Origin of the sequence: Pseudomonas sp. PGPPP1 (genome assembly GCF_002255865.1) — a bacterium.
Lineage (GTDB): Bacteria > Pseudomonadota > Gammaproteobacteria > Pseudomonadales > Pseudomonadaceae > Aquipseudomonas > Aquipseudomonas cremoris.
Genome location: NZ_NKIG01000017.1, coordinates 80,585 through 92,969, shown reverse-complemented (window position 1 = coordinate 92,969; position 12,385 = coordinate 80,585). Strand labels below are relative to the sequence as shown.

General features: G+C 60.3%; 12 protein-coding genes. 3 read left to right on the top strand and 9 right to left on the bottom strand.

The features are described from left to right. Nucleotides 1-7: 7 nt before the first annotated feature. The 5 genes from CFE47_RS19105 to CFE47_RS19085 all read right to left on the bottom strand — a co-directional run bounded on the left by CFE47_RS19105 (nucleotide 8) and on the right by CFE47_RS19085 (nucleotide 6,178). On the bottom strand, nucleotides 8-2,644 hold the full coding sequence (locus CFE47_RS19105) for a TonB-dependent receptor (protein WP_286839409.1): 2,637 nt from the start codon (nucleotides 2,642-2,644) through the stop codon (nucleotides 8-10). A 235-nt stretch (nucleotides 2,645-2,879) separates the two neighbouring features. Next, nucleotides 2,880-3,818: a FecR domain-containing protein gene (locus CFE47_RS19100; RefSeq protein ID WP_286839408.1), complete on the bottom strand. Its 939-nt coding sequence runs from the start codon at nucleotides 3,816-3,818 to the stop codon at nucleotides 2,880-2,882. Next, complete coding sequence (locus CFE47_RS19095) at nucleotides 3,815-4,339, bottom strand: sigma-70 family RNA polymerase sigma factor (protein ID WP_286839406.1); 525 nt, start codon at nucleotides 4,337-4,339, stop codon at nucleotides 3,815-3,817. Before CFE47_RS19095 ends, CFE47_RS19100 begins: the two co-directional genes overlap by 4 nt. A 108-nt stretch (nucleotides 4,340-4,447) precedes the next feature. Then, on the bottom strand, nucleotides 4,448-5,239 hold the full coding sequence (locus CFE47_RS19090) for a phosphate/phosphite/phosphonate ABC transporter substrate-binding protein (RefSeq protein WP_286839404.1): 792 nt from the start codon (nucleotides 5,237-5,239) through the stop codon (nucleotides 4,448-4,450). A 9-nt stretch (nucleotides 5,240-5,248) separates the two neighbouring features. Next, nucleotides 5,249-6,178, bottom strand: coding sequence for a fatty acid desaturase (locus CFE47_RS19085; protein ID WP_286839402.1), 930 nt, complete (start codon nucleotides 6,176-6,178; stop codon nucleotides 5,249-5,251). Between the two features lie 301 nt (nucleotides 6,179-6,479). Between CFE47_RS19085 and CFE47_RS19080 the strand changes: the two genes are divergently transcribed. Both CFE47_RS19080 and CFE47_RS19075 read left to right on the top strand, forming a co-directional pair. Beyond that, nucleotides 6,480-6,917 (top strand): GNAT family N-acetyltransferase, encoded by a 438-nt coding sequence (locus CFE47_RS19080; protein WP_185707938.1) that lies wholly within the window; start codon nucleotides 6,480-6,482, stop codon nucleotides 6,915-6,917. 60 nt (nucleotides 6,918-6,977) lie between these two features. Further along, a complete protein-coding gene (locus tag CFE47_RS19075) occupies nucleotides 6,978-7,796 on the top strand; it encodes a class I SAM-dependent methyltransferase (protein ID WP_286839399.1) in 819 nt (272 codons plus the stop codon). Between the two features lie 136 nt (nucleotides 7,797-7,932). Here the strand turns inward: CFE47_RS19075 and def are convergent, their stop codons facing one another. The 3 genes from def to CFE47_RS19060 form a co-directional block, all read right to left on the bottom strand. Continuing rightward, nucleotides 7,933-8,472 carry a peptide deformylase gene (def, locus tag CFE47_RS19070; protein ID WP_286839396.1) on the bottom strand — a complete coding sequence of 180 codons (540 nt, stop codon included), beginning with the start codon at nucleotides 8,470-8,472 and terminating at the stop codon, nucleotides 7,933-7,935. A gap of 3 nt (nucleotides 8,473-8,475) precedes the next feature. Beyond that, a complete protein-coding gene (locus CFE47_RS19065) occupies nucleotides 8,476-9,426 on the bottom strand; it encodes a YihY/virulence factor BrkB family protein (protein WP_286839394.1) in 951 nt (316 codons plus the stop codon). A gap of 170 nt (nucleotides 9,427-9,596) precedes the next feature. Continuing rightward, the gene (locus CFE47_RS19060) at nucleotides 9,597-9,782 is read right to left on the bottom strand and encodes a CsbD family protein (protein WP_016973106.1); all 186 of its coding nucleotides are present in this window, start codon (nucleotides 9,780-9,782) and stop codon (nucleotides 9,597-9,599) included. Nucleotides 9,783-9,982: 200 nt separating this feature from the next. Between CFE47_RS19060 and CFE47_RS19055 the strand changes: the two genes are divergently transcribed. After that, entirely contained in the window at nucleotides 9,983-10,360 is a 378-nt protein-coding gene (locus CFE47_RS19055; protein WP_135309899.1) for a hypothetical protein, read from the top strand. 173 nt (nucleotides 10,361-10,533) lie between these two features. Here CFE47_RS19055 and fadD1 read toward each other — a convergent pair whose 3' ends face one another. Continuing rightward, nucleotides 10,534-12,225, bottom strand: coding sequence for a long-chain-fatty-acid--CoA ligase FadD1 (gene fadD1 / locus CFE47_RS19050; RefSeq protein ID WP_286839388.1), 1,692 nt, complete (start codon nucleotides 12,223-12,225; stop codon nucleotides 10,534-10,536). Nucleotides 12,226-12,385: the final 160 nt, after the last annotated feature.

Sequence of the window (12,385 nt, the reverse complement as noted above, 5' to 3'; positions counted from 1 at the left end):
CATGTTCTTAAAAGTCATAACTGAGCCGCGTGTAGTAGAACGCCCCTTCCGGCGCGGTCGGCGAAAGGTAGCTGTACTGCTGGCCCGGGGTCTGGCGCAGGCGGGTGTTGAAGTCGTCGGGCTTGCTGTCGAACAGGTTGTTCACGCCCACCGATACACGCAGTTGCTTAGTGAACGCGTAGTTCACGTCGAGGTCGGTGGTCCACTGCGCGCTGAAGGTCTGGTCGTATTGGGCGTTGGCGGCGTCGGAGGCATATTTGCGGTATTTGCCGTAGCGAGTTTCGTTGAGGGCGATGGTCCATTGGTTGAGTTTGTGCACCGCGCCAAACACCAACTTGTCCTCGGGATAGCCATGCTCGATAAAGCCACGGGCTTCGCGGGTCAGCACTTCGAAGCCGTTGGGGTTTTCGTGGATTTTCTCGATGGTGGTACGCGCCTTGGTGTAGCCCGCCGACAGGTTCAGGTTGCCGAACTGTGCGAGGTCCAGGTTGTACTTGCCGACGATATCGACGCCACGGGTGCGGGTGTCGGCGGCATTGGTCATGAACTGCGCCCAGGAATACTGGCCGTAGCCGGCATTGGTCAGGATCTGCTCGGCCAAGGGCCCGGAAATACCGCCGCTGAACACCAGCCGGTCGCGAATCGAGATCTGGTAGGCGTCAATGGTCAGCGACGCGTTTTCGGCAGGGCGCAATACCAGGCCGAGGGAGTAGTTGGTGGACTTCTCTGGCTTGAGCGGTTGCGCGCCGAGGGCACGTGCCGCGGGATTGTCTGCCGGCAACATGCGGGTCAGCACTGGGTTGCCGTTCACATCGAGGTTGGTGGTGGTGGTCCACGACGTACCGACCTGCCCCAGGCTCGGGGCGTGGTAGGCGTTGTTGATGGTGCCGCGCAGCGCCACTTGCGGCGTAAAGTCATAACGCGCCGAGAGCTTGCCGGTGGTGGCCGAGCCGAAGTCCGAGTAATGCTCGGTGCGCCCGGCAACGCCGACTTGCAGCTTGTCGGTGACCTGGTTTTCCAAACCGAAATACACGCCGCCGACATCACGTTTGAACGTGCCCGCATCGTCCGGGGTCAGGCCGGACGCCTGCACTGCACCCACTTGCACGTTGTCGATACCGCCGTAGGAGTAAGAGTCGTAGTCACCGGCTTCCAAGCGGTACTGCTCGTGACGGTAGGCCACACCGGCCGAGACGGTCAGCGGGTGGCTGGACCAGTTCACGTCGAGGTCCTTGGCGTAGTCGAGGGTGACGTTGGTCTGGTCGTTGACCAGCGTGGCGACGTTGAATTTGGTCGGGCTGTTGGCGCCGTAGCTGGGGTTGACGGTATTGAAGGCCAGCTCATCGTGCTCGTCCCGACCGTACGTGGCGCTCAGGTCGAAGCGGCCGATGCTGTCGTCTTCATAGCGCGTGCCCACCGTGATGGCGCCGTCTTCATAGCGATAGCGGTACTTGGGAATGGTGCCGTTTGGGTAGATCGACGTGACGTTGTTCGGGCTGCTGGCCAGCAGCGGCGGCGTGTTGTTGACCGAGGTGTCCTGGCCGAACGTGGCGAAACTGTAGACGCGCCACTGATCGTTCAGGCCGATTTCGGCGTTGGCCGCCAGGTTGTATTTGTCGCGCCCGGCACCGCCCCAGCGCGGGTCTTGCACACGGCCATCGGCCACGTATTTGTCGCCGATATCGTCCGGCTTGTTGTTCAAGGTGTTGAAGCTCAGGGTCAGGAAACCATCGCCCGGCAGGCCTATGCCGTACCAGCCATCGGTGGTTTTGCTGAAGCCATCGCCCTGGGCGTATTTGCCCAACTGGGTGTTGATGCCGCCACCGCTGTCGCGCTCCTTGAGCACGATGTTGACCACCCCGGCCACCGCGTCGGAGCCGTACTGCGCAGAGGCACCGTCACGCAGCACTTCGACGTGGTCGATGGCGCTGATGGGGATCATGTCCAGGTCGACCGGCTGGGCGCCAATGAACGGCACGCCACCGGAAATGTTCACCACCGCCGAGGTGTGTCGGCGCTTGCCGTTGATCAGCACCAGCGTCTGGTCGGGTGACAGGCCACGCAGCGACGCGCCTTTGGGATCCTGTCCACGGGTGGCGCTGTTGTTCTGCGGAAAGTTGAACGACGGCAGCAATTGGAACAGCGCCTGGTTGAGGCTGGTGGCGCCGGTCTGCTTGAGTTCTTCGGCGTTGATCACGTCCACCGGCGCAGCGCTGGTGAGGGCCGTTGCGTCACTGCGCCGGGTGCCGATGGCGACCACGCGGTCCAGGGTCGGCGCCTGGGCGGCGCTGGTTTGCGCCTTGACGTTGCTGGTCGCGCTTTTGGGCCCGCCTTCCTTGATGATAAACGCGCCATCCGGGCTGACCTGCACTTGCAGGCCGGTGCCCTTGAGTGCGGCATCCACTGCCTGTTGCGCTGACAGCGAACCGTCCACGCTGGCCGAGGAATAGTTTCCCAGTTGCGGGGTGAAAGAGATCACCTGGCCGCTTTGACGGCTGATGTTCAGCAACACTTCATCCAGCGGACCCGGCGCGATGTGATAGACCTGACGCGCATCGCTGGCACTGGCGGCAAACGACAACAACAGGCTGGCCAACGGCACCAGGGCAAAGGTTCGACGCGACACACGGTTGAACTGACTCACTGTGGCTCCCCCCAAGGAAACTCGGTTGCACTGCTCCCCGCAGCGCTTACGGGAGTGATGTGGGATGACGCGGAGGAAACTTGCAGATCGTTTGGTTATGTCCTTAGAACCCAAGAACAAGAGTGGTGTGCACACTCGATCGAGTGTGGGAGCTGGCTTGCCTGCGATTGCATCGACTCGGTTTGTCTTGAGCACCGAGTCGGCTGCATCGCAGGCAAGCCAGCTCCCACAAAGATCAGGTCGCACTGACCGTCACCCACAACCCCGTACGCCGGGTGATGTGGATCGGCAACGTACGCGCCAGGGTGTCGAGGATCTGCTGGGGGTTGTCCAGCCGGTACAGGCCGCTGACGCGCAACTCGGCCACCGCCGGGTCCAGGCGCAGCACGCCGTTGTGATAGGGCCGCAACGCCTCGATGACTTCGGCCAATGGACGGTCGCGCACTTGCAGGAAACCATCGACCCAAGCGGTGGCACCCGAAGAACTGATTTCTATCGGGCCAAAACCGTTGCGGTCGTAATGCACTTCATGGCCGGCGGCGAGTTGTAGGCGTTCACCGTGCCTGTTGTCGATTTCCACCGCGCCGTTGAGCGCGACTACCTGCCCCTGCCCTTCCCGTTCGCGCACCAGGAAGCGGTTGCCGTAGGCACATAAGCGGGCCTGGTCGGTCTGGATCAAAAAGGGCCGGCGGCGGTCGCTGGCAACCTTGGCCAGCAACTCGCCTTCGCGCAGGCGCACCAGGCGCCGTTGCGGGTTGAACTGGATATCCGCCGCGCTCTGGGCGTTCAGCAATAACTCGCTGCCATCGTCCAGCGTCACCGTGCGGCGCTCGCCGGTGCCGGTGCGGATATCGGCCGTGAGTTCGGTGAGCCCCATGGGCTTGGCCAGGAACGCCGCACCCACCGCCACGCCGGCACCGGCCAACGCGACCTGCAACACATGGCGACGGCTGGACGGCGCCTCCAGCGCCTGCTGCAACACCTTGCCGCTCACCCCTTGGGCCTGGGGAACCTGGAACACGCCGAGGCGGGTTTCCAACTGTCGGCACAGCGCATCGTGGCGCGGGTCGGCGGCGCGCCATTGTTCGTAGCGTTGCCAGTCGCCCGCCGTGGCTTGGCCGGACCGCAGCAGCACATACCAGCGGGTGGCGCTGTCGATCAGCTCTTCGCTCATTCCAGGCACAGCCGCAGGCAACGGTTGAAGGCGCGGGTCATGTAGTCACTGACCGAGCGCTGGGAGATGCCCAATTCGGCGGCGATTTCCGGGTAGGTCAGGCCATTGAGCTGGGACAACAGGAACGTTGCCTTGACCTTGGCCGGCAAGCCGTCCAGCAACTGGTCGATGGCTTGCAGGGCTTCGAGCATTTGCGCCAATTCTTCGGGGGACGGCGCGGTGCAGGTCTCGTCGTTATCCAAGGCATCGAGGTAGGCGCGCTCCAGGTCACGGCGACGCCACAGCTGATACATCAAGCGCTGGGCGATGGTGGTCAGCAAGGCGCGGGGCTGGCGGATGGCCTGCTCTCCAGACTCACTCAGGCCCGGCGACGTCAGGAGCTGCACGAAGGTGTCGGCGGCGATGTCTTCGGCGTGGGCACGGGAATCCAGATGGCGGTGCAAACGGCTGCACAGCCAGTCGTAATGACTGCGGAATAATCCGCCCACGTAATCGCTGTGAGAAGTGTCGGCGCCGGACATAGTGGCTCCATCTGGGTAGGTTGCGCGTTATGTCCGGTGTTCCGGTGGGGCGATCCTAGCAAGGCTGCTTATTCTTTAATAATATTTAAAAGGTATTTTTATATAACCTTATTTAAGGACCGGATAGCCGATGCTGGCGGCATGCTTTTGGTAGTCCAGCAGCACTTGGTAGTCGTCCTCACTGGCCGGGAGCACTTCCTGTACACCGAGTGTTTCCACCACCTGCGGCAAGTCGCGCAGCGTCTGGTTCATCGCCTGACGAATCTGCGTGACCTGTTCGTCGCTCAGGCCCAGCGGACCGATATACGGCAAGGTCGGGCTCGGCGCGCTGCGCATGACAATGCGCAGCCCCGCCACTTCTTCCGGTGCAAAACGCGCCAGATAGTCGTAGGTCACGCTGTCGATGGCGGCGAGGTCGGCACGGTTTTCCCGTAGCCAGCGCAGGCTCTCACGGTGTGCGCCGCTGATGTCGACGCTGCTAAAGAAGCGGCCGTCGCGCTGCAGCGGGGCAAGGCGTTCGCGCAACAGGTTCATGCCGCTGTTGGAATCGTGGCCGTTGATCACGCCACGACTGTTGTAGAACGCCGCGAGGGTGGTGCGCGGGTTGTCGTCGCGGGTCAGCAGCAGGCTGCAATGCTCGCCACGGCTGCTGTGGGGCAACTCATAACGGGGGCGGCCAATGACGCGGACCTGGCCGCGCAGTTGGGTCATCAACGGGTAGCCGCAGGTTTGGGTGACCAGCAGTTCCGGCGCAAGCCAGAGGCCGTGCAGGTCGAGGTGGTCGGCGTTGCGACGGTCTAGGTCCAAGCGTTCGAATATGCGCGCCAGCCACTGCTGGTTGGCCTGCTGAATGGGCTCGGGCGCCACATACATCAGCAGCTCGGCGTAGTGGTCACTCATGATCGTCTCTCACGCAAAAGGATGCCGGGGGCTGTCGATGGCCTTGAGGCCGTGTCGGCTGATCAGTTGGCCGTAGCCGTGCACCAGGAAGCCGCCGCTGCGTTCCACCCATTGCTCGCGGCGGGCGCGGTAGACCGTGGGCAACAAATACCACGGCAGTTTCGGCAAGTCGTGATGCACCAGGTGCAGGTTGTTGTTGAGGTACAACCAGGTCCATGGCCACGAGGCCTCGTTGAGCACGGTGCGCTGCTCCGGTTGCGGATGCGGGCGGTGTTCATAGTAGGAACGGATCGACGCGAGGGACAAAGCCGGCACGCTGACCAGCAAAAGATAGTGCCACACCGACAGCGCGCTGTAGTGGGCGATGAAGCTCAGCATCAGGACGGTAACGGCGCCGTGGGCCAGCCACATCGGCCATACCGTTGGCAGGCACTGCAATTGATGGCGAGCCAAGCGACCAATCGCCAACGGTGCCGCCAGCAAGAAGCGGCCGAGCACAGTCTTGGTCAGCCAATGCACGCCGCGTTCGAACAGTGAACTGCTGTCCCACTGCTGCTGGTTGAGGTAGCGGCTTTCCGGGTCGATGCCCGGCAGGGTCAGGTCCTCGTCGTTGTGGTGCAGCAGATGGCTGTCGCGGTACAGGGTGTAGGGATACCACACGGCAAACGGTGCGTAGCCGAGCAGTTTGTTCAGCAGCAGTGAACGGGTGGGATGACCATGCAGCAGTTCGTGCTGCACCGACAACCACAGCGTCACCAGCGGTATCAGCAACAGCGTGCTCAGCCACAGGCCCAGCCAATGGCTGCCGAGGATCACGGCGAACCAGCCGGTATACACGCCAATCAATAACAGCCAGGTCGGCCATTCGGTTTTTGCGGTGAAGCGTTGCGCCAGGGCTTCGATTTCCCGGCGTTGGGTAGGATCAAGGTAGTTGGCCATCGGCAGCTCAGAGCAGGTGTTTCCTGCTCTGTGCACTGGCGCGGGAAAATCTTGCAGATTGTTTGGTTCTAAGCTTGGAACTTAATGGCCGAACAAGCCGGTCTCGGATTTCTTGGCTTTCTTGTCGGCGCGTTTTTCATCGGCGGTCTTTGCCGGTTTTTTCTTCGCGGCTTTCTTTGAATCCATACCTTTGGCCATGATGCGTACTCCACTAACAGGGGATGTAGCACTGGGTATACCACCTATTGCGCGGCAGAAGGCGCTTATAATCCCCGGCCCTTCATAACGCTGCCTGAACACCATGCCCGAGTTGACCATCGATCTGCTGGCAGAGCCCCTGTGGCCGCTGCTGAACAAGTTTTACCGCAGCCACAATTCGTCGATGAAGGCGCTCAAGGGGGGTCAACTGTGGGTGGCGCGCGATGGCGAAATAGTCGCCGGGTTGTGCCTGACGCCAGTGGTGGGCGGGCAGTGGTTGACGGGCGTATTCGTGGACCCTGCGTATCGCGGCCAGGGGTTGGCGGCGACGTTGATTCTTGAGGCGGTGGCCTCAGTGGAGGGCACGGTTTGGTTGCTGTGCCATCCAGACCTGGAAGGGTTGTATCAACGCATGGGGTTCACCCAGGACACAGTGCTGCCCCAATCCTTGAGCGAGCGGCTGGTGCGTTACAAACGCAACAAGCCCATGATCGCCATGGGCTTAGAACGTTTGGTAAGGACGACCTCGGATAATGTGTGATCAGCCGACAGAGGGCCCATGCTAGCCTCGGCGGCACAGTGGCCCACTTTTCGGATAATCATGAAAACGACGTTTGCAGCGCTGTCCCTTACTGCCCTCCTCCTCCCCACCTTTAGCCAGGCCGCCGACACGCCGATCAGCGCCAAGCAGTACCAAAGCGTACTGGCCGGCAGCTGGCGCGACCCGGCCAACAGCGCCCGCGACGGTTATCGCCATCCACAGCAGACCCTGGAGTTCTTTGGCCTGGGCGCCAAGCAGACGGTGATCGAAATCACCCCGGGCGGCGGCTGGTACAGCGAGGTGCTGTCACCACTGCTCAAGGATCACGGGCAGTACATCGCCGCCGTGCAGGCCGCCAGCACCAGCGCCTATGCGCGCACATCCGAGGAGAACCTGAAAAACAAATTCGCCGCGGACCCGACGCGTTACGGCAATGCCCAAGTCGTCGAGTTCGATCCCAAGGCGCCAGTATTCGGCAAGCCGGCGTCGGCGGATGCCGTACTGACGTTCCGCAACGTGCATAACTGGGTGGAAGCAGGCACTGCGCCGGCCACCTTCAGCGCGTTTTACAAGGTGCTCAAACCGGGCGGCGTACTGGGTGTGGAAGATCATCGAGCCAAGGACGGAGCAGATCTTGAGGCGATCAAGGACACGGGTTACCTCACCACGGACCAGGTGGTGAAGCTGGCGACCGATGCCGGGTTCAAGCTGGCAGGGCAAAGTGAAGTGAACGCCAATCCGAAGGACACCAAGGATTATCCGGCAGGTGTGTGGACCTTGCCGCCAACGTTGAAGTTGGGGGAGCAGGATAAAGCCAACTATGTGGCGATTGGGGAGTCGGATCGGATGACGTTGCGGTTCATTAAACCCGCCAAGTAAACAGGCTAAATACAAAACTAATGTGGGAGCTGGCTTGCCTGCGATAGCGGTCTGCCAGTTTCCATCAAATGTGGCAGACCCGCCGCTATCGCAGGCAAGCCAGCTCCCACAGTTTTGATTGTCGTTGTGTCGGAGGTTATTCGTCGGCTGTGGGGTCCATGTCCGGGAACATCACTTCGATGAAGCCAAATTTGCTGAAATCCGTAATCCGCGACGGGTACAACCTACCAATCAAGTGATCGCACTCATGCTGCACCACCCGCGCATGGAACCCGTCGGCCACTCGCACAATCGGCTCACCCTTCGGGTCAAACCCTTCATAACGAATCTGCTGGTAACGGTCCACCGCACCGCGCAAGCCTGGCACCGACAGGCAACCTTCATAACCTTCCTCCAACACCGGGCTCAGCGGTGTGATCAGTGGGTTGATCAGGATGGTCTGCGGCACGGGTGGCGCGTCCGGGTAGCGTTCGCTCGCTTCAAAACCAAAGATCACCAACTGCAAATCAACGCCGATCTGCGGTGCGGCCAGGCCTACGCCACCCACGTGTTCCATGGTCTGGAACATGTCATCGATCAACTGCCACAGCTCAGGGCTGTCGAACATTTCCGGCGGAACCGGGGGGGCGATACGCAGCAGGCGCTCGTCGCCCATTTTCAGGATTTCACGGATCATCGATCAGACTTCATCGGTAGTGGGCTTGGAGTGGTCACGGCCTAGGCCTGAGACGTGTTGTTTTTCATCCGTGACAGTGTGTTCATCAAAATCTTTCTCACCGGGGTCCTTGCCTTCGGCCGACATGTGTTCGATCACGGCATTCATCTCCGCACCCAGCAACAGCACGGCGGCAGAAATATAGAAGTACAGCAGCAAGACGATGATCGCACCGATACTGCCATACATTGCGTTGTAGTCGGCGAAGGTCTTGACGTAGTAGCCAAAGCCCAGGGACGCGACGATCCACACCACCACCGCCAGCACGGAGCCTGGGGTGATAAAGCGAAATTTCTGCTTCACGTCGGGCATCACGTAGTACATGAGGGCCACGGCGAACATCAGCAAAATCACGATCAACGGCCAACGCAGGATGGTCCACAAGGTGACCACGAATTCCTGCATGCCGATCTGCCCGGCCAGCCACTCCATCACTTGCGGACCCAGCACCATCAGCGCAGCAGCGGCCAGCAGCATGCCGGCAATGCCGATGGTGTAGAAAATCGACAGCGGGAAGCGCTTCCAGATTGGCCGGCCTTCAACCACGTCATAGGCCGCGTTCATCGCGCTCATCATCAGGCGCACACCGGCCGAAGCTGTCCACAGCGCAATCACGATACCCACAGACAGCAGGCCACCCTTGGATTGCTGCAACTGGTCGATCACCGGGTTGACCTGCTCGAGGGCCTGGGGCGGCAACACCAATTCCGACTGCATGCGCAGCCACGTGAAGAAGTCCGGCAGGTGCAGGAAACCGATCAGGGCAATCAGGAACAGCAGGAAGGGGAACAGCGAAAACAGCATCTGGTAAGCCAGAGCCGAGGCGTAGGTGGGCATCTCGTCATCGACGAATTCGGTGACGGTGCGCACCAGCACTTTGTGCAGCTTGAGACCATCGAGTACCGGGAAAATCATAGCGTCTCCTTTCGCCGCAAAAAGGTTGAGTTCGTGGGCGACTCAGGGGCCGTTTTCTACATCAAGGTAGCCTATTTGGCGACCTTGAAACAATTTCGAAACTTTAATCACGGTATGTGACATAAAAACGGCCATCCGTGGATGGCCGTCTGGACTGCTTGAAAGCGCGCTTACTTGGTCGCTTTCTTCACTGCGTCCTTGGTGTCGCCGACGGCCTTTTCGACCTGGCCTTTCTTTTCCTGCACCACGCCTTCAGCGCGCAGTTTATCGTTACCGGTGACTTTGCCGACGCCTTGCTTGATGTTGCCGACGGCCTCGTCTTTCAAACCTTTTGCCTTATCCGCTGTGCTGCCCATGGTATTTCTCCAGAAGAACAATCAAGGGTTTTTGGTCATTACCTAGAGATTGACCCGGGGCGGTTCGGCAGAGTTTCAATTATTTTCGATGCGCATTTCATCGCCGGTCGCAGGTTTGGCTTTATGTTTTGCAGCCAACCCACGAGAATGCCCGGCACATTCAGGCTATAACGCTGAATAACAGATCCCGTAGGAAGGTTATGAAACTCAATAAAGCACAGGCCATCGCCCGCAGAAACACCGAACTGGGCGGTGCCGTACTCGGCGTCAACAACTGCCACTTCACCGACCTGGACCGCAAGCGCAACATCTGGTGGTTCGACCTGCCGGTGGGCCGTATTGCCGTGGGCCAGTACGAGTGGATTCACTTGTTGATGCACAACGCCGAGACCGACCAGTTGCTGCACCTGAAGGTGCCGACGGCATTCCTGCGTGAGCACATCGAAGGGTTGGTGGTGCGCAATGCCGGCAAGCGCAAGCCGGAGATCACCCTGGAGCTGAGTGCGGATAAGGATTCGTTCTTGAAGGATGTGCGTCCAGCAGGCGCTAACGTGAGCTTCGCGCACTTCGCTTTGTAACGACTCGGTCAAAACTGTGGGAGCTGGCTTGCCTGCGATAGCGGTGCATCAGCCAGCCCAACAGTGACTGAAGAACCTCTATCGCAGGCAAGCCAGCTCCCACATTGGATTGCATTCCAATCAAAGGAATCAGCGGGCAAAAAAAACCCCGCATTCGCGGGGTTTTTTATGGGTTACTTTTTCAGGCCCAGCTTTTTCAGCTCTTCATCACGCAACTCACGGCGCAGGATCTTGCCCACGTTGGTGGTCGGCAACGCATCGCGGAATTCGACGGCCTTAGGCACCTTGTAGGCAGTGACGTTGGCGCGCATGTGCTCCATCACCTGGTCTTTGGTCAGGGTGGCGCCTGGCTTGACCACGATAAACAGCTTGATGTGTTCCCCGGATTTTTCATCCGGCACACCGATGGCCGCGCATTGCAGCACGCCCGGCAGGCCTGCCAGCACGTCTTCCAGTTCGTTGGGGTACACGTTGAAGCCCGAGACCAGAATCATGTCCTTCTTGCGGTCGACAATGCGCATGTAGCCGTCTGGCTGGATGATGGCGATGTCGCCGGTCTTGAGCCAGCCTTCGCTGTCGAGCATTTCGTCGGTAGCGTCCTGGCGCTGCCAGTAGCCCTTCATCACTTGCGGGCCCTTGACGCACAGCTCACCGGTTTCGCCCAGCGCCAGCTCGGTGCCGTCGTCGGCAATGACCTTGCAGACAGTGGACGGGACCGGAATGCCGATGGTGCCGATCTGGATATTCTGGATCGGGTTCACCGTGGCTACCGGGCTGGTTTCGGTCATGCCGTAGCCTTCGCAGATGCCACAGCCGGTCACGGCTTTCCAACGTTCGGCGGCCGCCAGTTGCAGGGCCATGCCGCCCGACAGGGTGACCTTCAGCGCGGAGAAGTCCAGCTTGCGGAACGCCTCGTTGTTGCACAGCGCCACGAACAGCGTGTTCAGGCCGACAAAGCCACTGAACTTCCACTTGGACAGTTCCTTGACCATCGCCGGCAGGTCGCGCGGGTTGCTGATCAGGATGTTGTGGTTGCCGATCAGCATCATCGCCATGCAATGGAAGGTGAACGCATAGATGTGGTACAGCGGCAGCGGGGTGATCAGGATCTCGCAGCCCTCGTTGAGGTTGGAGCCCATCAGCGCCTTGCACTGCAGCATGTTGGCGACGAGGTTGCGGTGGGTAAGCATCGCACCCTTGGCCACGCCGGTGGTGCCGCCAGTGTATTGCAGAACCGCAACATCGCTGCTGGCCGGGCTGGCGTCGCTGACCGGTTGACCGTGCCCCTTGGCCAGCACGTCGTTGAACTTGATCGCGTTCGGCAGGTGAAAGGCCGGAACCATCTTCTTCACGTACTTGATGACGCTGTTGATGAGCAGGCGCTTGAGCGGCGGCAACAGGTCGGCGACTTCGGTGACGATCACGTGCTTGACGGTGGTCTTGGGTACGACCTTTTCCGCCAGGTGGGCCATGTTGGCCAGGCAGACCAGAGCCTTGGCGCCGGAGTCGTTGAATTGGTGTTCCATTTCCCGCGCGGTGTACAGCGGGTTGGTGTTGACCACGATCAGGCCGGCACGGATGGCGCCGAATACGGCGACCGGGTATTGCAGGACATTGGGCAATTGCACGGCGATGCGGTCGCCGGGCTTCAGGTCGGTGTGCTGTTGCAGGTACGCGGCGAATGCGCCGGACAATTCGTACAACTCACCGTAGGTGATTGTCTTGCCCAGGTTGCTGAAAGCCGGTTTGTTGGCGAAGCGCTGGCAGGACTGTTTCAGTACCGCCTGAATATTCGGATACTCGTCTGGATTGATCTCTGAAGCAATCCCGGCGGGGTACTTATCCTTCCAAAAGTCTTCGTTCATGGAAGCCCACTCCTCAGCGACGCGAATTCATCATCGCATTTGATGCGATTATTATTGGTGTATGTTTTTTTAGGTGAGTCTGGCGCTTTCAAGCAGGCCGAGATGTCACAAAGCGCGCCGAGAGTAGCAGCTTTGCCAAAGGCCGCCTAGAGCCAAAAGC

Bases quoted from the DNA above. Each gene is read 5' to 3' on its own strand.
- CFE47_RS19100 (WP_286839408.1), bottom strand. From the start codon at position 3,818: ATGAGCGAAGAGCTGATCGACAGCGCCACCCGCTGGTATGTGCTGCTG.
- CFE47_RS19095 (WP_286839406.1), bottom strand. From the start codon at position 4,339: ATGTCCGGCGCCGACACTTCTCACAGCGATTACGTGGGCGGATTATTC.
- CFE47_RS19090 (WP_286839404.1), bottom strand. From the start codon at position 5,239: ATGAGTGACCACTACGCCGAGCTGCTGATGTATGTGGCGCCCGAGCCC.
- CFE47_RS19085 (WP_286839402.1), bottom strand. From the start codon at position 6,178: ATGGCCAACTACCTTGATCCTACCCAACGCCGGGAAATCGAAGCCCTG.
- CFE47_RS19080 (WP_185707938.1), top strand. From the start codon at position 6,480: ATGCCCGAGTTGACCATCGATCTGCTGGCAGAGCCCCTGTGGCCGCTG.
- CFE47_RS19075 (WP_286839399.1), top strand. From the start codon at position 6,978: ATGAAAACGACGTTTGCAGCGCTGTCCCTTACTGCCCTCCTCCTCCCC.
- def (WP_286839396.1), bottom strand. From the start codon at position 8,472: ATGATCCGTGAAATCCTGAAAATGGGCGACGAGCGCCTGCTGCGTATC.
- CFE47_RS19065 (WP_286839394.1), bottom strand. From the start codon at position 9,426: ATGATTTTCCCGGTACTCGATGGTCTCAAGCTGCACAAAGTGCTGGTG.
- CFE47_RS19060 (WP_016973106.1), bottom strand. From the start codon at position 9,782: ATGGGCAGCACAGCGGATAAGGCAAAAGGTTTGAAAGACGAGGCCGTC.
- CFE47_RS19055 (WP_135309899.1), top strand. From the start codon at position 9,983: ATGAAACTCAATAAAGCACAGGCCATCGCCCGCAGAAACACCGAACTG.
- fadD1 (WP_286839388.1), bottom strand. From the start codon at position 12,225: ATGAACGAAGACTTTTGGAAGGATAAGTACCCCGCCGGGATTGCTTCA.